The sequence below is a fragment of the Spiroplasma endosymbiont of Thecophora atra genome, from assembly GCF_964019735.1.
In the GTDB taxonomy this organism is placed as follows: Bacteria; Bacillota_I; Bacilli_A; order Mycoplasmatales; family VBWQ01; genus Spiroplasma_E; species Spiroplasma_E ixodetis_A.
Genome location: NZ_OZ026464.1, coordinates 226,730 through 249,717 on the forward strand (window position 1 = coordinate 226,730; position 22,988 = coordinate 249,717).

General features: G+C 23.4%; 23 protein-coding genes, 1 tRNA gene and 1 pseudogene. 15 read left to right on the plus strand and 10 right to left on the minus strand.

The features are described 5' to 3' along the window. The first annotated feature begins 3 nt into the window (after window positions 1-3). From whiA to AACL05_RS01285, 6 genes are all read left to right on the plus strand, one after another. A complete protein-coding gene (gene whiA / locus AACL05_RS01260) occupies window positions 4-951 on the plus strand; it encodes a DNA-binding protein WhiA (protein WP_338961881.1) in 948 nt (315 codons plus the stop codon). Window positions 952-984: 33 nt separating this feature from the next. Further along, entirely contained in the window at window positions 985-1,281 is a 297-nt protein-coding gene (locus AACL05_RS01265) for a helix-turn-helix transcriptional regulator (protein ID WP_338961883.1), read from the plus strand. Window positions 1,282-1,518: 237 nt separating this feature from the next. Then, a complete protein-coding gene (locus tag AACL05_RS01270) occupies window positions 1,519-1,977 on the plus strand; it encodes a hypothetical protein (RefSeq protein WP_338958961.1) in 459 nt (152 codons plus the stop codon). Window positions 1,978-1,985: 8 nt separating this feature from the next. After that, a complete protein-coding gene (tyrS, locus tag AACL05_RS01275) occupies window positions 1,986-3,602 on the plus strand; it encodes a tyrosine--tRNA ligase (RefSeq protein ID WP_338961884.1) in 1,617 nt (538 codons plus the stop codon). A gap of 16 nt (window positions 3,603-3,618) precedes the next feature. Continuing rightward, window positions 3,619-4,695 (plus strand): hypothetical protein, encoded by a 1,077-nt coding sequence (locus AACL05_RS01280; RefSeq protein ID WP_338961885.1) that lies wholly within the window; start codon window positions 3,619-3,621, stop codon window positions 4,693-4,695. 342 nt (window positions 4,696-5,037) lie between these two features. Next, window positions 5,038-5,988 carry an IS30 family transposase gene (locus tag AACL05_RS01285; protein WP_338960236.1) on the plus strand — a complete coding sequence of 317 codons (951 nt, stop codon included), beginning with the start codon at window positions 5,038-5,040 and terminating at the stop codon, window positions 5,986-5,988. Window positions 5,989-6,227: 239 nt separating this feature from the next. On the opposite strand, the pseudogene AACL05_RS08715 reads toward AACL05_RS01285, so the two are convergent. After that, window positions 6,228-7,434 (minus strand): annotated as a pseudogene (locus tag AACL05_RS08715) (ISNCY family transposase). 266 nt (window positions 7,435-7,700) lie between these two features. Here AACL05_RS08715 and AACL05_RS01295 point away from each other — a divergent pair. Both AACL05_RS01295 and AACL05_RS01300 read left to right on the plus strand, forming a co-directional pair. Continuing rightward, the gene (locus tag AACL05_RS01295; RefSeq protein WP_338961888.1) at window positions 7,701-8,063 is read left to right on the plus strand and encodes a hypothetical protein; all 363 of its coding nucleotides are present in this window, start codon (window positions 7,701-7,703) and stop codon (window positions 8,061-8,063) included. Beyond that, window positions 8,029-8,577 (plus strand): hypothetical protein, encoded by a 549-nt coding sequence (locus AACL05_RS01300; RefSeq protein ID WP_338961889.1) that lies wholly within the window; start codon window positions 8,029-8,031, stop codon window positions 8,575-8,577. The genes AACL05_RS01295 and AACL05_RS01300 overlap by 35 nt, the downstream gene beginning before the upstream one ends. 64 nt (window positions 8,578-8,641) lie before the next feature. Here AACL05_RS01300 and AACL05_RS01305 read toward each other — a convergent pair whose 3' ends face one another. From AACL05_RS01305 to AACL05_RS01330, 6 genes are all read right to left on the minus strand, one after another. Beyond that, on the minus strand, window positions 8,642-8,941 hold the full coding sequence (locus AACL05_RS01305) for a hypothetical protein (protein ID WP_338961890.1): 300 nt from the start codon (window positions 8,939-8,941) through the stop codon (window positions 8,642-8,644). Window positions 8,942-9,117: 176 nt separating this feature from the next. Beyond that, a complete protein-coding gene (gene rpsD, locus AACL05_RS01310; RefSeq protein ID WP_174480874.1) occupies window positions 9,118-9,729 on the minus strand; it encodes a 30S ribosomal protein S4 in 612 nt (203 codons plus the stop codon). A gap of 413 nt (window positions 9,730-10,142) precedes the next feature. Next, a complete protein-coding gene (locus AACL05_RS01315; RefSeq protein ID WP_338961893.1) occupies window positions 10,143-10,868 on the minus strand; it encodes a BspA family leucine-rich repeat surface protein in 726 nt (241 codons plus the stop codon). Between the two features lie 93 nt (window positions 10,869-10,961). Further along, on the minus strand, window positions 10,962-11,912 hold the full coding sequence (locus tag AACL05_RS01320) for an IS30 family transposase (RefSeq protein WP_338960236.1): 951 nt from the start codon (window positions 11,910-11,912) through the stop codon (window positions 10,962-10,964). Window positions 11,913-12,279: 367 nt separating this feature from the next. Then, window positions 12,280-12,501: a hypothetical protein gene (locus AACL05_RS01325; RefSeq protein ID WP_338986122.1), complete on the minus strand. Its 222-nt coding sequence runs from the start codon at window positions 12,499-12,501 to the stop codon at window positions 12,280-12,282. Then, on the minus strand, window positions 12,502-13,689 hold the full coding sequence (locus AACL05_RS01330) for an SGNH/GDSL hydrolase family protein (RefSeq protein WP_338986123.1): 1,188 nt from the start codon (window positions 13,687-13,689) through the stop codon (window positions 12,502-12,504). 350 nt (window positions 13,690-14,039) lie between these two features. Between AACL05_RS01330 and rplM the strand changes: the two genes are divergently transcribed. The 3 genes from rplM to AACL05_RS01345 all read left to right on the plus strand — a co-directional run bounded on the left by rplM (window position 14,040) and on the right by AACL05_RS01345 (window position 16,256). Further along, window positions 14,040-14,480, plus strand: a complete 441-nt coding sequence (gene rplM, locus AACL05_RS01335) for a 50S ribosomal protein L13 (protein ID WP_252319876.1) — start codon at window positions 14,040-14,042, stop codon at window positions 14,478-14,480. A 6-nt stretch (window positions 14,481-14,486) separates the two neighbouring features. Then, window positions 14,487-14,894 carry a 30S ribosomal protein S9 gene (rpsI, locus tag AACL05_RS01340; RefSeq protein ID WP_281748548.1) on the plus strand — a complete coding sequence of 136 codons (408 nt, stop codon included), beginning with the start codon at window positions 14,487-14,489 and terminating at the stop codon, window positions 14,892-14,894. A gap of 303 nt (window positions 14,895-15,197) precedes the next feature. Beyond that, window positions 15,198-16,256, plus strand: a complete 1,059-nt coding sequence (locus AACL05_RS01345) for a hypothetical protein (protein WP_338961896.1) — start codon at window positions 15,198-15,200, stop codon at window positions 16,254-16,256. 533 nt (window positions 16,257-16,789) lie between these two features. Here AACL05_RS01345 and AACL05_RS01350 read toward each other — a convergent pair. After that, window positions 16,790-17,047: a hypothetical protein gene (locus AACL05_RS01350; RefSeq protein ID WP_338961898.1), complete on the minus strand. Its 258-nt coding sequence runs from the start codon at window positions 17,045-17,047 to the stop codon at window positions 16,790-16,792. Window positions 17,048-17,170: 123 nt separating this feature from the next. Beyond that, window positions 17,171-17,332, minus strand: a complete 162-nt coding sequence (locus AACL05_RS01355; protein ID WP_252319474.1) for a hypothetical protein — start codon at window positions 17,330-17,332, stop codon at window positions 17,171-17,173. 175 nt (window positions 17,333-17,507) lie between these two features. Between AACL05_RS01355 and AACL05_RS01360 the strand changes: the two genes are divergently transcribed. The 4 genes from AACL05_RS01360 (at window position 17,508) to AACL05_RS01375 (ending at window position 22,311) form a co-directional block, all read left to right on the plus strand. Continuing rightward, window positions 17,508-17,584: transfer RNA gene (locus tag AACL05_RS01360), tRNA-Ile, on the plus strand. Window positions 17,585-17,886: 302 nt separating this feature from the next. Then, entirely contained in the window at window positions 17,887-18,975 is a 1,089-nt protein-coding gene (locus tag AACL05_RS01365) for an ABC transporter ATP-binding protein (protein ID WP_338961899.1), read from the plus strand. After that, window positions 18,975-20,387: an ABC transporter permease gene (locus AACL05_RS01370; protein WP_338961901.1), complete on the plus strand. Its 1,413-nt coding sequence runs from the start codon at window positions 18,975-18,977 to the stop codon at window positions 20,385-20,387. The genes AACL05_RS01365 and AACL05_RS01370 overlap by 1 nt, the downstream gene beginning before the upstream one ends. A 100-nt stretch (window positions 20,388-20,487) precedes the next feature. After that, on the plus strand, window positions 20,488-22,311 hold the full coding sequence (locus AACL05_RS01375; protein ID WP_338986124.1) for an MATE family efflux transporter: 1,824 nt from the start codon (window positions 20,488-20,490) through the stop codon (window positions 22,309-22,311). 72 nt (window positions 22,312-22,383) lie between these two features. Here the strand turns inward: AACL05_RS01375 and AACL05_RS01380 are convergent, their stop codons facing one another. After that, complete coding sequence (locus AACL05_RS01380) at window positions 22,384-22,692, minus strand: hypothetical protein (RefSeq protein ID WP_338961904.1); 309 nt, start codon at window positions 22,690-22,692, stop codon at window positions 22,384-22,386. Window positions 22,693-22,988: the final 296 nt, after the last annotated feature.

Genomic DNA, 22,988 nt, shown 5'->3' on the forward strand with positions numbered 1-22,988 from the left:
GTAATGATATCATTTACAACAAGTGTAAAAGATGAAATCTGTCAAAAAAGTTTTAAAAATTGTTGTCAGAAATCTTTGCTATCAGCATATTCGCTTATTAATGGTAAGATTACAAATTCAGATAAAATAAATAATGAGATTATTATTCATAGTTTTCATAACAAAACCACTAGGTTAATATATAAATTTTTAAAAAATCAATATAAAGACGTAAAATTGATAGTTATGGTGGATGTTTTAAATAAATTTGAGCGTCCAAAGGTGTATAATATTCGTATTAATAATAAAATTGATTTTATTATTAATGATTTAATGCTTCAAGATAAATATCTTTTTATTGAGAAAGAAGCTATGCACCAGCATATAATAAAAGAGCATTGTATAAGAGCGTATATCGCAGGAATCTTCCTTGTAGTTGGCAGTATCAATTCTCCTTCAACACCTAACTACCATTTGGAATTACAATTTCATAATGATATGTTGGCTAAAAAAATTAAAAATATTTTATTACAAACTTTTAAATTAAACTTTAAAACAATAAAACGTCGTAATAAAACGGTGCTTTATCTAAAAAAATCTAATGTAATTTCTGACTTTTTAAAAATAATTGATTGTCCACAAGCAGTTTTCGCTTTTGAAGATAAACGTATTTCACGAGAATTATTTAATAATATTAATCGTTTTAATAATATTGATATTTTTAATCAACAAAAAATTTTAAATGCTGGAGACCAGCAAGTTATAATGATTTCTGTTTTAAAAGATAAAAAACTTTTCAAAGCGTTGTCATTAAAAGCTCAAATTATTTCAAATTTAAGATTAAAAAATCCTGAAGCATCACTTTCAGAATTGGGTGAACTTTACTATCAAGAAACCGGTTTTGTCATTACTAAGTCTGGGGTTAATCATTTAATTCGCGAAATTAAGAAAAAGTATCAAGAAACATTGTAAGTTAATAATAAAAGTATAAGAGGAGGCCATACAATGAAAAAGAAAGAAATTTTAAGCAAAGGTCGTCAAAATTTATTGAATGCTTTTGGAAAACGAATGAAAACTTTACGTAATCAAAAAGGTAGAAAATTTTCACAAGAGAAACTTGGAGAAGCAAGCGGCCTACATCGTAATTATATTTCTGATGCTGAAAGAGGAACAAGAAACGTATCTTTAGTTGCAATCTTAAAAATAATTAATGGGTTGGATTCATCTATTAGTGAGTTTTTTGCTGTAGGGTTTGATAATATTGATACTTCAAATTTATATGACACATTTAGTGTTGAATAAAATCAATTTAATACACTTTTAGTAGTACTTTATAAACAAGTACTACTTTTTTATTATTTTATTTTTTATTAAAAATAAATTTGAGAAAAGTTATTAGTACTTTTTATAAAATTAATTGATATTCACTAGTAATTATTTTATCTTAATGAAGATTATGAAATTTATTCACCTTATATTAGGAATAATTAATCATTAAAATGTTATAATTTAATTATTGATTATCATTAAGGAGTTATTATGACAATAGAAAATACAGAAGTTGAAATTGAAAATGTTACTACTAATGTTGATAACGCTAAAAAAGAACCTTATCAATTAAGTAGTATTATTTCACCTATATTTGGTCTTAATCATCAAAAAATAACTACGATTCCAATTAATATTAAAAAAGCCGATAGCAGTTCTAGCACTATTGAGCAATATGTTGATAAAAAAACTAAAGAAAATATTTTTCGTGAAAAAGAAGTAGCGTATAATAATTCTAGTAATCTTGATAATACTAGAATTGCACAAATTAAAAAAAATAGAGAACAACAACAAATATATGATAGTTTACCATCGCGCTATCTAGAATTTCGCGATAAAATATTTAAAGAAACTACATCTATTAATTACAATAATGCAAGTAATAATAACGATACAGTTATTACAACTATTGATTTGTTAGTTGATGATATTTTAGATGAAAATAAATAGGAGATGCTATGAATAATATAATAAATTCCAATATTATTGACGAATTAAAATGACGTAATATCTTAAAAGATATTAGTAGCATAGATAAAGTAATTAATGCAGGAAAATTAGGAAAAGGAATATATTGTGGTTTTGATCCAAGTAATGATTCATTACATTTAGGTAATTTACTACAAATTATTTTATTGCATCGTTTTGCTATATTTGGTTTTCAACCAATTGCTGTTATTGGTGGTACAACGGCAATGATCGGTGATCCAAGTGGTAAAAATAAAGAACGTAATTTATTAGATGAAAATGTGTTACAAACTAATGTTAGAAAAATAAAAGAGCAGTTAGTGACATTATTAAGTTATGAAAATATTGATAATTTAACATCATTAGAATTAATTAAAACATGTAATTTATTAAATGATAAAGAATATGAAACATTAGAAATGATTATTAAAAGTATTAATCCAAATAATCAATATCAACAGACTTTAAGTAGTATTTTAAAAACATTGCCCTTACCTTGAGAAGAATTAGGATTATCAGCATCATTATTAAAAACTTTATATGAAATTTGTAATTTTGATCAAAAGTGAGTTACTATGAAAAGTGATTTAAATAATCTTTCTTTTAAACAATTGTTAAATTATTGTGATAGTTATGTAGAAACTTGAATTACATTTTTAAAATTACCATTGGGAACATTAAACAATAAAATTAAGCCAATTAAAATTATTAATAATCAAACATGATTAGGTCCACTAACAATTACAACTTTTTTGCGTGATATTGGTAAGCATTTTAATGTTAATCAAATGTTAGGCAAAGAAATGATTGCTAATCGTTTAAATTCTGGAATTTCTTATACTGAATTTTCTTATATGGTATTACAAGCGTATGATTTTTATCATTTATATGAAAAAGAGCAATGTTATATTCAATCTGGTGGTAGTGATCAATGAGGAAATATTACTGTCGGTTTAGATTTAATTAGAAAACAAAAAGGTGATGAACATCATGCTGCTGGTATTACTATTAATTTATTAACTAAATCTAATGGTGAAAAATTTGGTAAAAGCGAAAAAGGTGCTATATTTTTAAATAGTGAAAAAACTTCACCTTATGAGTTATATCAATTTTTATTTAATCAAGAAGATAAAGATTTGCCTACTTTTTTTAATTCTTTAACTTTATTTAGTGAAGAACAAATAGCAAAAATTTTAGTAATTCATAATAGTGATGTTAAGCAACATTATGGACAAAAGATTTTAGCAGCTTTATTAACAGTATTTATTCATAAATTAAATGGATATTTTAGTGCTATTAATATTACTAATGCTTTTTTCCACGATCGGATTCATCAAATGAAATCATCTGAGATTTTACAGGTTTTAAAAGATGTACCACATTTTAATCTTAATCATAATGAACAAATAATTGATTTTTTAGTTAATAATCAAATTTGTAATTCAAAAAGAATAGCAAGAGAACTAATTATGCAAGGTTCAATTGTTGTTAATGGTGAAAGAATTACCAATATAAATTTTCTTATTAGTAAAAAAAACGCAATTAATAATCAAGTAACAGTTATAAAAAAAGGTAAGCGTCATTATTTTATAGTTGTTCATAAATAAGGAAGGGTATTTAAATATGATATTTATTAATGTTTCTCCATTATTATGGGATATTATTATTTTTGTTATTATTATTTTTGCTATTGTTACTGGTTTTTTTATTGGGGGAAGAGCATTAATATTTATTAGTGCTGGTAATTTACTTAGTATTGGTTTAATGTTGGCATTTAAACCAATGTTAATAAATTCTTTTAAAAATATGGTATCACCATGGTTTAGTGACCTTAGTGGTAGTTTTGCTTTATTTAAGAATTTATTAACTGATAATATTGGATTTTTGATATATGCTATTGTTTGAATTATTGGCATTAATATTTTATTTTGAATAATCTATATTATTTTATATTTTGTACTTTTTAATAAAAATAAAATTGAACACAAAGCAATAAATGCTACAGCTGGAATTTTAATTAATTTTATTAGAATGAGTATTTTAGGTAGTATCGTAATTATTATGATGGGTACTAGTGTTTTCGGTAATAAATCATTAAGTTATGGTGTTATTAAAAATGAAATACCGACAACTTCTGTTACTCATAAAATATTTAGTAGTATTGATAATAATCTTCCTTTTTTAAATGTTAATGTAACAGACATTAACACTGTTATTGATTTATATCAAAATAGTGAAACATTAAAACAAAGTATAAATGAATTAAAAAATAATACAACTTATGAGGAATGTTACAGTACTGTTGAAAAGTTAAAAATGATAGGTATATTAAGAGTAGATGAAACTGATAAAATTGCTAATGCTCTAAAAGAGATGGAATCAACAGGTGATATCATTGCTAATAAAAAAATAATTATAGATCTCTTGCAACAACATGGAGTTGATAATTTTTTAGATGTTAATTATATGGTATCAGTTTTTAATGCTTATGCTAATATACTTAATTTATATTCGGAAGTAGTACAAATATTCGATGATAATTTAAAAGATATGCCAATAATAGATACTACACTTCCACAAAATATGGGTCGTTATAATCTTTTAAAGCCTAAAATTTCTGCTTTTACTAATTCAATTAAAGATGTAATAGTGAGAGAACATATTATTCAAAATTTAAAAAATATTTATAATCCGTTTTAAAAAAAATAAAAAAATATTTTTTTCTATTTCAATATTTTTATAAAAAAATAGTTGAGGGATTTAATTTTATTTATAACTGGAGTAGTATTTTTTCTTGTCAATATCGAGTGAAAATTTCCCAAAAATATTTGCTGAGTTATACTTGTAAGTGCAAGTAAATAAAATTGCAAAAAATTCTCATATAAAAATTTCATAATGCTAAATTTAGTTTAGAAAAAAGTAAGGAGTTTTTATATGAGCTGAGTTATACTTGTAAGTGCAAGTAAATAAAATTGCAAAAAATTCTCATATAAAAATTTCATAATGCTAAATTTAGTTTAGAAAAAAGTAAGGAGTTTTTATATGAGTTATAAACATCTTGGCATAGATGAAAGGATTTATATTGAGAATCAATTGAAATTTAAATTTAAAATTAGTGAAATAGCTAAAAATCTTAATCGAAGTATTAGTACTATTATTCGAGAAATTAATAGAAATAAAGATAATAATCATTATTTTTCATTAATTGCACAAAATAAAGCTGAAAATCGAAAACAATCACATATTAGTTTTCATAAGTTTAAAAATAAGAATTTAGTAAAATATGTACAACAAAAATTACTATTAGGTTGATCACCTGAACAAATTTATGGCAGAATTAAAAATTTTCATAAAGAGTGAGTTATTAGTTTTAAAACAATTTATACTTGAATTTATTTTGGAATGCTTGATAAAGTTACTAGTAAAAATTTAAGAAGAAAAGGTAAAAAACGAAAATCTAAAGAAAATCGTGGCAAGTTTAATGGTAAATCAATTAAAGAACGAGATATAAATGTTAATGATCGTATAACACTTGGTCATTGAGAAGGAGATACTATAGTATCATCACGAGGTAAAAGCAAATCATGTTTAATAACTTTAGTTGAAAGAGTATCACGATTTACTTTAGCAATATTAGTTAAAAACAGAACTACTAAAGTTATTAATAAAAATGTTAGTTATTATTTATCAATTCTTCCTAAAAACATTGTTAAAACTATTACTTTTGATCGTGGCAAAGAATTTTCAAATTGACAACAACTTGAAAAAAATTTAGATATAAAAATTTATTTTGCCAATCCATATTCACCTTGACAAAGAGGTACTAATGAAAATACTAATGGTTTAATTAGAGAAAAATTTCCTAAAAAATTTATTTTTTCAAAAACTAATAAAAATGAAGTTCATAAATTTATATTGTCTTTAAACCAAAGACCAAGAAAAATACTAAATTATCTTTCACCAATCGAATATTTGGATAGAAAAATAATTTAGTTGCACTTACCTTTACAATTTAGCAATAATGTAACTTTAAATAATTTATTAATAAATCCGACTAAATCAAACTTACCACAAATATAAAAACGAGAGATTGCAATTACAATTTCTTTTATATTTAAAATCAATTTTAGAACACCAAATTTGCTCATACGCAAACGTTTTAAAATTTTATATGGTTTAGTATTTATAAAATTAAATATCTTATAAAATAGATTTTTAATTTTAATTAAGAATTATTGATATCCATATCTTCAAGGATGATTTTTATTGGGTATATAAACTTTTTTAGTTTTTATTAAATTTTCTTTTATAATTGGTTTTTGTGCTATTTCTTTTAGTTCATACATTTGATTATTGTAACTAAGATATAATTCATTAATAAATGATTTAAGTACAATTACATCAGTTCTAGGTTGTATGTATTGAACTTTGTTATTTTTATAAGGAAAATACTTTTTACCATAATATGTTATGGTTGAACCACTATCTGTTTTTCTTTTAGAAAATCTTGAAAGATAAATATTGATTTCTTCCTGTGTAGGAGCTTTAGCCATAGCAGATTTAGTATCATCAATAGGAAAGGCAAATTGTTTATTAAAAGTACTTATGTATGTTTTAAGAAATTTGTTAGCTTCTTCTAAATTTCTAATTTTATTAAGTCGTAATTCACTAATTAAACGACTTTGAAGTGTTCCAAATAAGCGTTCAACGCGACCTTTAGCTTGCGGAATTGAAGTTCTGATTATTTCACAACATCTAAATCATTACAGGACTTTTGAAATTGAGTATAAGTGTCATTTTCTGTATTTATTTTTCCTGCATCAACTTTTTTCTTATATCCAAAAACTGTTCTATTATCGGTATAAAATGTTTTTGGTATTCCATAATTAGTTAAAATTTGATAAAAAATATTATAATAACCATCTAATGTTTCTTGATGATCAAATCATAGTCCAACAATATTTCCTGTAGCATCATCAATTGCAGCATGTAAAAATTATTTTGGTTTATCGTTACCAAATCAATGATGATTACTGGCGTCCATTTGAATTAATTCACCAAAATTTGTTCTTCGATTTCTTGTTGGATGTAAGTTATTTTTTTTATTTTTATGTCTTTTTGGTGAAGTAATTTTTTTTTAATTAATATAGTATAAAGTGTGTTATATGAAATCTTAATTTTTTCTTCATTAATTAATTTCTCATGAAAATGTTGAAAATTAAAATTATAATATTTTGTTTTATACAAGTTTATAATCTTAATTTTGATTTCAAAATTTGTTGCCTTATTAGAAATTTTATTACGAGATTTATGAATAAAATCAACTTTACCTTCTCTATTAAAAATTTGAATTAATTGGTTAATTCTTCTAATAGTTAGATTAAGTTTATTCTTGGCTTGATGTTTAGATAATTTATTAATAATAATATCATTTATAATTTTGTATTTATATTTTTATTTCATAGTCATACTTCTTTCCATATTTATCACCAAGTATATTTAACTTCACTTTTGGGAAATTTTTACTCGATAACTAATAGGAAATTATCACTAAATAATGACAGAGTAGTATTTTTTCTTTGTGTTTTAAAAAAAATATGATATTATTACTTAGTAATTTAATAAATGTTCTTTCCTAATATAGAAAATATCTATATTAGGATTTTTATTAAGTTAATTTTAATAAGCAAAGGAAGATAAAGAATATGTTAGATGATTTATTAAGAAAAACATTAGAAAACACACCTAAAGAATATAAGAAAAATATGATTGATAATTTCAGAATAAATATAGGTAAATTAATTAATAATATTAATGACTATATAGAAGTTGAAGAGAAAATTTATAATGCAGAAAGTAAAGCAGGATATTCTGTTTCCTATACTCCTTTTTATATGTCACTTCAACATCGAATTAATATCCAACTATTAAAAGAAAAAGAAATAGTAAATGTTCTTAATAATGTTGATGAATTAGAAAAGTTTAAAAAATTAGAAGAAATATATAAAGAATTAGTTACTAGAAAAGAAGAAATTGAAGCACCAAATTCAAGATGAAAAAAACGCTAATAAATATAAAGAACCTAATAATCCTGATTTGCAAACAAGAATTAATCAAATTTTAGAAAATGGTCCAAATGCAAAAGAAGAAAGTATCAACGAAAATATTAATATTATCATTAATTATTTAAAAGTTGAAGAGAAAATTTATAATGCAGAAAAAAATGCAGGTTATATTATTGCTGGTACTCCTTTTTATATGTCAACTTATAGTGATATTACTAAGCTAATTTCTGCAGCATCAACGGCTATTAAAGATGAAGATGAAAGTAGAAAAATTATGAAATTAAGAAATATAGAGAAAAGTATATTAGAAATAAGAAATAGAATTGAAGAAAATAATTCTGGCATTTGGAAAAACGCTAATAAATATAAAGAACCTAATAATCCTGATTTGCAAACAAGAATTAATCAAATTTTAGAAAATGGTCCAATAAGACAACAAAATTTTATCGATGCAGCAAATCAAGAACATATTCCTAATAATAGTAATGGTTCAAATAATTTTCTTAATGCTATATAGTATGAACTTATATTAAGATCATTATTTATAGAGAACATGTAAAAGTTACCCCAAAGGGTAACTTTTACAATATTTTATTTTTTATTAAATCAATAGTATTTTCTACTTGTTTATTATTAATTTCTTTTTTGTCTTTTATCTTAATAAATCCATAAGTACTAACGATTAAAAAACCTATATAAATTAAATAAGATATCGTTAGTATTGATATTAGTAAAATATTGTCATAATAATTTTTAGTAAAAAATGAAAATACGCTACTAAAAATTAAAGGAATTATAGCTATTCATAAAATTAAATATTTCTTTTTATTTTTCCTTTCCTCATCTCTAATTAACATTATATCATTTAATTTAATTGACATAGTAGTAGGAGAAAAATTAATTGTTAGTTTTGTTTTAAGGAAATTGATTGATAGATAATTAATTTATATTTTATTTTTTCAAAAACAAAAAAATGATAAATGCTTTTATTGACATTTACCATCTAAAAAATAAATCTGTTATCAATTGATAACAGATTTTAAATTAATTATTAATTTTAAGCACGTCCATATGATTCAACAACTAATGCTTCATTAATATCAGTATTTAGTTCGTCACGTAGTGGATGACGTACATATGTACCAATAAATGTTTTTTTATTGAATTCAATAAATGGTAATGTTGAAGCATTAGCGCTTAATGCTTCAATAATTTTTGCATTTTTTTGTGCTTTTTCAGTAATAGTAATTTTATCTCCTATTTTAACACGATATGAAGGAATATTAACTTTTTTACCATTAACTAAAACATGACCATGATTTACTAATTGACGAGCACCTTTTCTTGTTAAAGATAAACCTAAACGAAAAACAATATTATCTAATCTTGATTCTAAGAATACCAACAAGTTAGTACCAGTAACACCATGAGTTTTTTTTGATTCATCAAATAAATTTTTCATTTGACGAGCATTTAAACCATAAGTGAAACGAATTTTTTGTTTTTCTTGTAATTGTAATCCATAGTTAGAAAGTTTAATTCTTTTTTGACCGTGTTGTCCAGGAGCGAATGTTCGCTTTTTTCCTTTTGCAAATTCTTTACCAGATTCAAGAATTGAGAAGTTTAATCTTCTTGATTTTCTAAAAACTGGACCAGTATATCTTGACATAATAAAAACCTCCTTGGAATGTATACAAACACAAAGAGACTTTAATAAGTTCTCATTAAGATAGTTTACAATTCGCCAGAACAGCACTGGTTACTATTAAGATTAATAGAAAATTCTACTAATAAAAAGAATAATCTTTGAGGGTAAACTATTTGCAACTTAATAATACTTATTTGCTGCTTTCGTGAATGCTTGTTAATTATAGGATAAGTAATGTTATTTGTCAAATATTATTTTTACAATTAAATATCATTAAATTTTAGTTATTATTTTTTTTAAAAAATAATTTAAATTTATATAATAAAATTTAGGATTTAACTTAAAAAGTTAGTTATTGAATTTTGGCATTTTTTGATATCAGTTACTCCTGAATTCCAGAAAAAATCAATATATTCTATTACTTTTTCTACTTTTTAAAGCGAAAGATCTTGATTAAATTTTTTTGCATCATAGAACATAAAATTCATATCTTTTACATTAGAAGTATCTCAATCTGAAAGATCTTGATTAAATTTTTCGGCACCAGCAAACATACTACGCATGTCTATTACTTTTTCTACATTTCATTTTGAAAGATCTTTATCAAATTCAAGAGCATTACAAAACATGTAACTCATATCTGTTACTTTAGAAGTATTTCATTTTGAAATATTTCCATTAAAGTATTTTGCATAGTAAAACATGTAACTAATATTTGTTACATTAGAAGTATTTCAGTTTGAAAGATCTTGATTGAATTTTGAAGCACCACCAAACATATTATGCATAGTTGTTACATTTGAAACATTTCATTTTGAAATATTTTGATTGAATGATTGTGTAAGAGAAAACATTGATGTCATATTTGTCACTTTTGAAGTGTCTCAGTTTGAAATGTCTTGGTTGAATTTTGAGGTACCAGAAAACATTTCTTGCAATGATGTTATTTCTGATGGTAGTTTGTCAGGTACTTTTTCAATTATTCTTAGCATTTTAACAACTTGAATTTCTCCAATTTTATTTTCATAAAATCCAATTTGAACAATTTCAGTAGTTTTTATATCTGATAAGTCTATTTTACTAGTTGTTTGCTCTTCTCCATTACTATCAACGTAAATTGTATTTTGTAGTATTTTATATGTTTTTAATAATGTTCTCATTAATAAAACCCCCCTTTTTATTACTTTTAATATTTTTTAGATAAATATAATTGATAGACTTATTATTTTGCTAAATTGTAAAGGTAAGTGCAACTAAATTATTTTTCTATCCAAATATTCGATTGGTGAAAGATAATTTAGTATTTTTCTTGGTCTTTGGTTTAAAGACAATATAAATTTATGAACTTCATTTTTATTAGTTTTTGAAAAAATAAATTTTTTAGGAAATTTTTCTCTAATTAAACCATTAGTATTTTCATTAGTACCTCTTTGTCAAGGTGAATATGGATTGGCAAAATAAATTTTTATATCTAAATTTTTTTCAAGTTGTTGTCAATTTGAAAATTCTTTGCCACGATCAAAAGTAATAGTTTTAACAATGTTTTTAGGAAGAATTGATAAATAATAACTAACATTTTTATTAATAACTTTAGTAGTTCTGTTTTTAACTAATATTGCTAAAGTAAATCGTGATACTCTTTCAACTAAAGTTATTAAACATGATTTGCTTTTACCTCGTGATGATACTATAGTATCTCCTTCTCAATGACCAAGTGTTATACGATCATTAACATTTATATCTCGTTCTTTAATTGATTTACCATTAAACTTGCCACGATTTTCTTTAGATTTTCGTTTTTTACCTTTTCTTCTTAAATTTTTACTAGTAACTTTATCAAGCATTCCAAAATAAATTCAAGTATAAATTGTTTTAAAACTAATAACTCACTCTTTATGAAAATTTTTAATTCTGCCATAAATTTGTTCAGGTGATCAACCTAATAGTAATTTTTGTTGTACATATTTTACTAAATTCTTATTTTTAAACTTATGAAAACTAATATGTGATTGTTTTCGATTTTCAGCTTTATTTTGTGCAATTAATGAAAAATAATGATTATTATCTTTATTTCTATTAATTTCTCGAATAATAGTACTAATACTTCGATTAAGATTTTTAGCTATTTCACTAATTTTAAATTTAAATTTCAATTGATTCTCAATATAAATCCTTTCATCTATGCCAAGATGTTTATAACTCATATAAAAACTCCTTACTTTTTTCTAAACTAAATTTAGCATTATGAAATTTTTATATGAGAATTTTTTGCAATTTTATTTACTTGCACTTACAAGTATAACTCAGCTTTTAAACTTATATTTATGAATTTATATAGTTTTTTATTATTATCTTAAGATTTATTTAAAAATATTTACTTTTAATTTATAATAATATTTTTATTTAAGTTCATAATTATGATATTAAAGATAAGCAATATAGTTTTGATAAATCTTAATTAAAGTTTATATGTGAAAAAATTAATATACAATAAAAAATATTTAATGTTAATTATTATGAGTAAACTTGATTAAAATTTTTTAATTATTTATTTTTAATACCATTTTTTATTTATTGACTAAAAACACCCATACTATCATTTTTATCTCATGAACCAATTCTATTTGTAACAAGCCTTATTCCTTGATCTTCTGGTAGTCTTTTAAAAAAATTATTTATTTCTTGAAAATGATCAATAATAACTTTTATTGTTGTATAAATATCATCTTGACTTATACTACCACCCAATCCAGTATCGTCTTCTTTTGTAAATTTATTGATAATTTTAAACAATTATTTTTTAAAATTTTCTTGTTTTTCAGTATTATAGATATTTTGGATATGTAAAAAGTTATCATAACTAATTTTTACTTTTATTCAATCATGTGCAGCAGGACGATAATCTACTTCAAATAGATTTTTATTATTAAATTTGTATAAAAATTTGTATAAAAATTTGTATAAATCATTAGCAATTTGTTCTTGAACTCATTTTGTTGGATGAAATTGATCTAAAAAAAAGTAATTATCAATATTTTGTGAGTTTGCACCAGAAACATATTGAGGTTGTAATATTCCATTTTTTCTAAGAGTATTTATATCAATTTTAGTAGCATTTGAATCTTGGTATTGACTTCCTCTATTTTTGAATTGTTCAAATAGTTTATTAAATTTTGAAAAAACATCATACTCTTTAATATTTGTTTTTTCAAAGTTTTTATTTGCTTTTTTAATTTCTTCAGTTAATTTTAAGTTAAATTTATTTACAAGATTTGTCATTGGTTGTTGATTAATAGTTTCTTTATAGTTAGGAATTAATCCCATATCAGCAATATTTGTTATAACTATTTTTTTAATATTTTTATTAATTAATTCTGTTAAATCTTCATCAAGTTTATTAATAATTTTATTAATAGCATTATCAATATCAGTAATGTTATGATCAATTATTCACATTAAATCATTAGTTCCAATGTTTATAAAAACTAAATCATCATTATAAAAATCACTATGTTGTTTTATTAATGATTTTATTTGCTCATCAAGTGAAAATTTATTTAAAAATAAACCTTCAAGACCATAAACTTTTTCTATAAATGTTCCACCAACAGCGTAGTTAGTACCTATTTGTGAAAAATGTTGACCATTTAATGCTATAAAGTCTCATCCAGCTGTAACTTTTTGTTTTAATTTTTTACTAATTAATTCGGTTGCAACAGGGCCATTACATCAAGATCGATTTTGATAATAAGGAGGTTTTAATTGTACATCATGAGATTTCATAAGTTCCTCTGGGAGGGGAATATTTTGAAAAAATTGACTTCCTGCACCAACCAATGCTCCTACATCTGATAAACTGTCTCCTAAAGTATAAAAATTATTTTGAAAATTACTTGTATTATGATTTGCATTACTTAATGTTGAGATTATGTTTGTCATTAATAAAGAACATGTTGTCATTAGTTTTATTAAATTTTTCATAGTTATTTATTCTCCTTTTAATTTATTTTTAGTTTTTAATTTATTGTTTAAATAATGATATATTTTGGTATATATTTTTTAATTTAAGTTTATAATTGAAAAAAATAATATATAATAAAAAAATGTTTAATGTAATTATTTTTTAGAAAATAATACTATATTTTTAAAAAATAAATATTTTTATAAGAGTTAGTTATAACTTTTAATTATTTATTTTGTAATCGATAATTTTGTGTAAAAATAATTATTAAATCTTTGATAATACTTGTTTTTTTAAATAAGTTTCTATATAATTATTAATGCTTTAAGCAATGTAGTCCCGGTAAAAATTACACTGTAAGGAGAAAAAAATGCGTCAAACAACAATGAATTTCAGTAACATTGAAAAAAAGTGATATGTTATTGATGCCAGTGGTTTAATTTTAGGACGTCTTGCAACTAAAGTTGCAATGATATTGCGTGGTAAAAATAAACCTTCATTTACACCACATTTAGATTGTGGAGATTATATCATTATTATTAATGCAAACAAAATTAAATTAACAGGTAATAAATTACAAGATAAGAAGTATTATAACCATTCACAATATCCTGGTGGATTACGTGTACGTAATGCACAAAGTATGATTGCTAAAGATGCTTCTGAATTAGTAGAAATAGCGATTAAAGGTATGCTACCAAATACTACCTTAGGTCGTAAGCAATTTACACATCTTCATGTTTATAACCATGATCAACATCAACATCAAGCCCAAAACCCCGAAGTTTTAATATTAGGCCAAGAGGAGTAGACTTTTATGACAACATCTAATAAACCCGTAACTTATTCAAGTTCAGGCGGACGTAAAACGTCAACTGCCCGTGTTCATTTAAAAAATACTGGTCAATCAAAAATATTAATTAATGGTTTTGAGCCTTTAAAATATTTAGAACAAGAAATCTTAGTTCAAGATATGTTATTACCTTTAAAAGTAACTAATACGTTAGAAAACTTTGAAATTAATATCAAAGTTGAAGGTGGTGGAAGAACTGGTCAAGCTGGTGCAGCACGTTTAGCTTTATCTAATGTTTTAGTTAAGGTGTCAGAAGATTATCGAACATTATTAAGACAATTTGGATTATTAACTCGTGATGCACGTAAGAAAGAACGTAAAAAATATGGTTTAAAAGCAGCCAGAAAAGCACCACAATTTTCAAAACGTTAATATAATAAAAAAAGAGTCTCAGACTCTTTTTTTATTATTTTTATAGTATTACTAGAATTTTATATATTATTTTTGCTTATAATTTATTTTTTTATTTAAATAACTTTCTTTTTTTAATTTGTATTTCTTTAGATAAATTGGAGGTGTTTTTATTATAAACACTATATATGTGTAAAATAAGAATATCAATAATTTGTTTTAAGAATAATGTAAAATTAATTTACAAAAATTTAATAAAATTAAGGAGAGATTTTAATTTATGCCAAAAGAAATTAGAAGAAAAAGAAAAGAGTTATTGTAGGAATGGTTGGTGGGACAGTTTTGGCTGGTGGATTAATCGGGGGTATTATAGCAATTTCTGAAATATTAGTTCAAAATGAGGGGGTATATCAAGAAAAATTAAATATTTTTAATTGACCTGAATCTTATGGTGCAATATCAACTTTATTAAATATAAAAAATGATTTATATGTCGGAACTAGTAATGGTGTATATAAAATTAAAGATAATGCAAGTAATACAAAAGATAAAATAATAACACCAATTACTGGTATTAATGGTTATATTTCTAGTTTAGTTGTTACTAATGATGGAACTGTTTATGTAGCAACTTTTGCTAATGGACTTTTTAGATATTCTCCTGAACAAAATATTTTGACACAAATATCAGAAATAACAGGAGAAGTTTATAGTTTAGTAGTTATGGGCAATAATGTATATGTTGGAACAAGAACTTCTGATTGTTATGGTAAGTTATTTATGATTGAATCTAATAGAAAAGTATCAGAAATTAAGGATTGAATTGAAACATATGGTGAAGTTAGAAGTTTAGCGGTTATTGATAATGATTTGTATATTGGTACTAAAACTGGTACATATACTGGAAATTTATTAATATTTAAACCTAATGGAATATTAGAATTGTTAAAAAAATGAAATCAAAATAATGGTGAAGTTTGGAGTTTAATAGTTTTTGGTAATAATTTATATGTTGGAAGTAGAAATCAACTATATGAAAGTAGACTATTTAAACTTTCTCTTAAAGGAGAAAAAATAACAGAAACTATTGGTTGAAAAAATAATAAAAATTATGGTGAGATTTGAAGTTTAGCTGTTGTTAATAATGATTTATATGTTGGAAGTAGAGTTCAAGTTATTGATAATAAATTTTTTAAAGGTGGATTATATAAGTCATCTGATGGTGGTATTACTTTTACTGAAGTATTTGGTTGAAATAAAGATTATGGTGTTGTAGTGAGTTTATTACCTGTAGATAATAATTTATATATTGGAAGCAAAAATTATAATGATAAAACTAATCAAAATTATCAAGGGAAGTTATTTTTTAAAAGAATAAAATAAAATTATTAAAAAAATAAAAAACATTATAATGTTTATAGAATATTTAGTTAAAACAAACCTTAGCAAAATTAAGTTTCATTTTTAAAATATTAATAAGATAAAGTATATTAATAAAAATTAATGAACATAGTAATTATTAATTATTTTACAATTTTCGATTGCATCTCAAAAATTATTATTTTTTTCTCTTATTTTAAAAACAAAAATAATTACTATGAATAGAAATACTGTATATAGTAAGATTGGAGTGATAATTATACAAAAAATAACTCCAATTTGTAATTGAATTCAAGGATAGTAATTATCAGGAAAATGACTTAAATTACAGAAAGAACTTGCTGAAGTGCTAATACTATAACTTAAACCAAAATGTTTTAACATTGTATATCCATCTTTAAAATTTGAATGGCATTGTTCATTATTATTGAATTTAAAATAAAAGTTACTAAATCAAATTAAGTATAGACCAGTAATTATAATTAAAACCGTGATTGCAAATAATATTAAGAAAATATTTGAATATTTTCTTAATATTATTTTGATTTATTAATTTGATTCAATATTCTACTTGCATCTAAATTAAATGGTATTACAATAATTTCATAGTGAATAATTTCGCGATTAGGGTATCCAAATTTTGTTACTATTTCTTTAAAACTTAGATGAAATAGTGTTGCTAATTGTAATGTTTCAAATGCTTTATATTTTATGTCATCACTTTGATTTGTTTTATATTTTAATAAATAAATTTCTTTGAGTTTTATTTTCATTTCATTTTTATTGCCATTCATTTTTTTACCTCTCAAACTTATATAATTTAACAAGTAAATTATATATAAATTATATCATTTTACTTAATTAATATTTAGTATTTTTTATTAAAAAATTTTAATAAATATACAATAAAAATATGATTATGAAAACGTAGGTGATTTTGCAATAATATCATCATTAATTTTTTCTATATTCTCATTCTCATTTATATCTTTTATATCATCATCATTTAGTGTTGCTTCTTTTCCTAAATTTTGATTTCATTTTTCAATTTTTAAGATATGTATTTTAATCTTTGTCATTCTCAATCCCCTCTTAATAAAAAACCTTGTATGAATAAATTATACAAAAATTTTTTTTACTTTTAAAAATATAAATTTTTATTATAAGAATATTAAATAAAAATTAAATAAAATATTGTTATTATATATTGCAATCGTGCTTGAACAAATATATAATATCTCTGTTGCTCTTTTTGGGACTATAGCTCAGCTGGTTAGAGCGCACGCTTGATAAGCGTGAGGTCGATGGTTCAAGTCCATTTAGTCCCACCATTATATGTGAAATTATGAAATAAACAGTTTTGTTTATTTTTTTTATTATTTAAATCAAATTGAAATTATAATAAAGATATAAATCAATTGATTTATTAAGAATATAAAAAGTTATATTAAAAACCTATCATTAATCAGATATTTTAATTAGTGATAGGTTTTTAGTAATTGTTATTCTTTTTTAGTATTTTTTATATTATTAATTTTTTTATTTTTGAATTATAAATTAATATATAATATATCAGTATTAAGTATATTAATCATATAGTAATTATTATATTTAAGTAGTTAGGAGAATGAGTATGAAAAAACAAGAAATATTAAAACCAGTTATTAATAGTTCTTTAGTTGAAGATGATGTTAATGCTAAATCAAAAGAAAAACATAAATTTCTAAATTTTATTAAATCATATTTTAAAAACTGACGTAATCATTATAACCGTAATGTAATAGTTAATCCTGAAGATGCTCAATATGCAATTTTAATTCGTGATTTTACTAAACAGTTTAAAAAAATTAAAGCTGTTGATAATGCTATTATTAAAGTTAAAAAAGGTACTATTCATGGTTTTATTGGTCCAAATGGATCAGGCAAAACCACTACTATTAAATGTTTAATTAGCGCTATGGTTGAAACACACGGTGATTTAATTATTCATGGTAAGCGTTCATGAACAGTTGAAGCAAAAAAACAAGTTGGTTATATTCCAGAAGCTGCAAGATTTCCTAAACGAATTACTACTTATGATTATTTAATTTCAATGGGACAAATTAGCGGTTTGAAATATAAAGTTGCTAAGGAAAAGACAGAAATGATTTTAAAGGAATTAGATTTATGAAAGTTTAAAAAACGTAATCCTAATGCTTATTCTTCGGGTATGAAGAAAAAGGTGTTATTAGCACAATCACTATTAAATAATCCAGATGTCTTAATTTTAGATGAACCAGCCGCTAATCTTGATCCAACAGCGAGAACAGAATTGTTTAATGATTTAAGAAAACTTCGTGAGCAAGGTAAAACTGTTTTTATTTCATCACATATTTTATCTGAATTACAAAATTTAGCTGATGAAGTTACTGTTTTAAATTATAGTAAAGTTGTTTATACAGGATTGGTTAATAAAACTGATTCATTATATGAAATAAGTTCTAATAATGATAATAATAAATTAATGAAGTTATTAATAGATAAAAAATTTTTAGTAGATGTTAATGAAAATCGTTTATTGGTAAATATTAAAACTGAGGCACAAGTTGCAGCAGTATTAGCAATTGCTTTAAATGCTAATATTATCATTACTTATTTAAAACCATATACTGTTGATTTACAAACAATGTATGAACGAATTGTTATGGAAGCCAATGATAAAAATAAGAAGGGAGAAAAATAATGCCAATATTTCGTTATACTTTTAAAAAGATGATTGCTACTCCTTCAACTTGAATTATTTTTATTATAACTTTAATTTTTCTTGCTTTATCTTGGTCTTTAATTTCGTTATTTGTGGGTTCTGAAGCAATAAAACAATTAACTTATGATCAAGCATTAAATTTTTATGTACCACAATGAAAAGTATTATCATTCTCGGTACTTTTATCAATTATGATTTTTGTATTTATTTCAGTTAAAGCAACACAAGTTTTTCGTGATGAAATTGATGATGGTACTTTATTGATTTTAGTATCAAAACCAGTTAGTAGAACTAAAATTTGGACTGAAAAGTTATTATCTTTACAAGTGGTAATTATTTTATATTTATTTTTATCTATTTTTATTGCTAGTTTTGTCATTACTATTCCTGGCATTGGTAGTTCAACTATTTATAGTGCGGTATTTCCTTATTTATGAATTTTATTTGGTGTTGCTATTATTTTTGATTTAATTATTTCTTCAATTGCTATTTTATTTTCATTAATTTTAAATGCTAAGGCTTTAGTTGCAATTATGATTGGAATGGCTGCTTTATTCAATATTTTTGCGACATTAATTAATGGTTTAGTAACATTTGATCCTACATATTATGTTGTTTCACAGTCATTAGCAGTTTATAATAATGTAAAAGCTAAATTAGATAAAACTGATATTGATTGAATTAATGATGTATATAGAAAACACCCAACAACTACTATTGAATCTATTCAAAAGGCTATGTTTAGTATTTACGATACATATATTAAAGAAGTTAAGTATCCAAATAATTATGATTATCAAAAAGAACAAACAATAGTATTAGCAATTAAGAATGGTAGTACTATTACTCCACCAACTACTGATGCTCCTAAAGACTTAGTTACTCATATTTACAATATTAGTAATGCTTTTCGTCAATGAAAAGAACAAAGTTTTGAAGAATTAATGACAGGTAAAAAAGTTGGACTTGATAACCTTGATCTCAAAAGATCAAATGGTGTTGGTAGCAATGATGTTGATTATTCAGTAAATCTTATGATTACGAATTTAAATACATCTCTTTCTCAATCACAATATGATGCTCTTAATACTAAGACATCACAAGTTAAAGCAATGCGTTATTTAAATATTTTTTATCAATTAAAATATATTTGAGATGGAATATCGACTAAACAAGGTTCAATCTTTTCTTATCCAGGGGAGTATGCTATGACAGCAGATCCTTATTTAGTTAGTTTTAATAAAGTTAACACAAATTATCAAGTTGATACCAATAAAGCAACTAATAGTAAAATTCTTAATTTTCCAGTTTTATTGACTGTCTATGTTTTGATTGGTATTGGTTTATTTTGTTCTTCATGATTAGTATTTAATCGTAGAGATTTTACTTAGTAGTTTAGTATTTTTTATATATTAAATTTCAAACCTCATTATTTAAATGATGTAAAATTATTATTATAATATAGAGCAAATTAATGATAAGGGTGAAATTATGAAAATTAGTGGATTTAAAATTAATAATAGAGCAAATCCACATAAAATTAGTAATTTTTTTGCTACTAAAAAATGATATTTATTAGCATTAATGATTATTATTCCAGCAGTATTGCAACAAATATTATCAGCATCAATGAATTTACTAGATAATATTATGGTTGGAGAATTAAAGGATAGTTTTATTAGTGATTTAAAGCCAATGAATAATCATATTAGGGATATTTTTAATTCATTAGGACTTTGAGATAATTGAAGTTGATGAAAAGATAATGGTTTAGAACATTTTTATCATTTGCAATATTCAGCAGGACAAATTGCTGTTTCGGGAGTTACTGCTTCTAATCAAATTTTTGTTATTATTTATGCCGTTATGGGAGGTTTTATCAACGGTGTTAGTATTTTTGGTGCTCAATTTTATGGAGCTGGAAGATATGGTTCTTTAAGACAAACAGTAAGAATGAGAATTATTTTTGGATTTTTAATTGGAGTAATAGTTATTATTTTATCTTATACAGTAGGCGAATATTTAATTTCTTATACTACTAGTCCTAGTAGTGCATTGGATAAATTTAATCAATTATGTGCTGCTAAAGGATTAACTCTTAATGATATTAATGAGTTAAAGGACATTTTAAATTATAATCATCCTTTTAGTGAAAATTCACTTATTGATTTTATGAATATTCATAATATTGATAAAAATGATCCCCAATTTGTACAAATTATTTTACGTTATTATGAATTTCATTCAGCATCTTTAGCAACAGCACAAGGTATTGATTATAATCAATGAATTGTTTTTTCTTATCCATTATTAGGAATAAACTTTGCTTTTGTTTCAGTATTTCGCGAAACAAAACGTGGTTATATTCCATTAATATTAACTTTTGTTTCAGTATTTATTAACTTTTTATTAAATTTATTATTAATTAATGGTATTGGTGCAGTTACAGGAATTGGAGCACGAGGTTCAGCAGTTGCTACTTTAACAGCGAGAATTGCTCAGTTGGCATTAATTAGTGGTTTTATTATATGAAAGAAATATGAATTTCAACCAAAAGTTTTGAAAATGTTTAAGATTAGGGGTGATTTATTTAAAAAAATTATAATTAAAACATGGCCATTAATGTTAAATGATTTATTATTTGCAGTTGCTACGACAATGATTATTAGATTAATTTCGCAATGAAGCTTTGAAGCATTAAGTGGTTCGGCAATTGCTTCCACGATTAATACCATGTTCTATACTTTATATATTGGATTTGGTATTGCTTCTTCGGTGTTAATTGCCAATCGTTTAGGTGCCGATGATTTGATTGGTGCTAAATATAATGCTAAACATTTAATTAGGTTAGGCTTTTTTGTATCATTATTTTTTGCTGGCTTATTAGTTTTATCTTCATTTTTTTTACCACAATTATTATTTAATGCAACAACAGAAGCCTTACGAATTTCTAGTTGAATGATGCGTGTTGATGCTATAGTTTTTAGTGCTTATACTATTTTGTATACTTGTATTTATGCATTTCGTGCTGGTGGCTTAGCAATTACTGTTTTACTTGTTGATAGTTGTTTTACTTGGTGTTTTTCAATATTAATTTTATTTATTGAGGTACAGTATAGTCCTTTAGATATTGTTTATATTTATGCTATTATGCGTTCTTGTGATGTTCTTAAGATGATTATTGCTTTATTTATTTATCATCGTGGTAAATGAGTAAGAAATTTAGCAAGTAGTATGAATAAAGTATATCCAGAATCTCCACCAGTAATTGATATACCAAAAGCAAAAGATAAAGTTGATATTGCTAATTTTTAAAGATTGAAAATTTCTTTAATATATAATTTAAATAAACGCCATAAAAGGCGTTTATTTAAATATGTTTAATTTTTAAAATTTTACTATTCTTGAATTACTTGGCTTTATTCTTTGCTTATAATTTTTTGTTGGAATATCATTTTCATATTTACGTAGTGTTTGTTCTCAAGGGATGTTCTTTTCTTTTTGTTTATTAATGGGGTTAGATATTTGTAGTTTTGGTTGCATTTTTAGAGGTACTGAAATATCTGAATTTAAAGAATCTGTTGATGTGGATTTTGAATTAAAACCTTCATCACTACTGTTAGATAATAATTGATTTTCCAAATCACAAATTTTTTCATTAAGTTGAAATATTTCTGATTCAAATTGTTCAACCATTTGTTCATTGACTTCGACAATTGTTTCTTTTTCTTGCTGGGGCGGTTGTCAAAGTTACGAAATAATTAATTATCATATTAGTAACTTATTTCCAAAATTACCATTTAAAAATGATGATAGACAAATTAAATTCTCTTTTACCCTTAAATTTAAATTTATATTCGACGTATTTTAAAAAATATACATTTAAAAGATAAAATAAAAATTATTAACAAGGAAAAAGACAAGAAATAATCTTGTCTTTTTTTGTAATTGTAAAATTTTAAAATTTTTATTATTAACATCCTTTAAATATC